Genomic DNA, 255 nt, shown 5'->3' with positions numbered 1-255 from the left:
TTCATTTCCAATATTCATGAATGACAAGGTACAGCGCTTAACTGTGGAAGCTGCCATCGCTGAGCGAGAAAAGCGTCTACTTGAGACCAGTAAACTTGGGCTGCTTCGCATTGTTCAGAAGTCGAATAAATGGTTTGCCCAAATTTCACTCACCTGTCCAACAACAGTACAAACAGGACATGAAGTGATGGGTATTGATCTGGGCTTGAAAGTGCCTGCTGTTCTTGTCACATCAACAGGCAAAACCAAGTTCCT

At 44.3% G+C, this 255-nt stretch carries 1 pseudogene; it reads left to right on the top strand.

The features are described 5' to 3' along the window. Nucleotides 1-255, top strand: a pseudogene (locus tag M3223_RS24665) (RNA-guided endonuclease TnpB family protein); the annotation flags it as partial.

The sequence above is a fragment of the Paenibacillus pasadenensis genome, assembly GCF_023715725.1.
In the GTDB taxonomy this organism is placed as follows: Bacteria; Bacillota; Bacilli; order Paenibacillales; family Paenibacillaceae; genus Paenibacillus_O; species Paenibacillus_O pasadenensis_A.
Note: the sequence above shows the minus strand (reverse complement) of the source record. Positions and strands in the feature narration are given on the sequence as shown.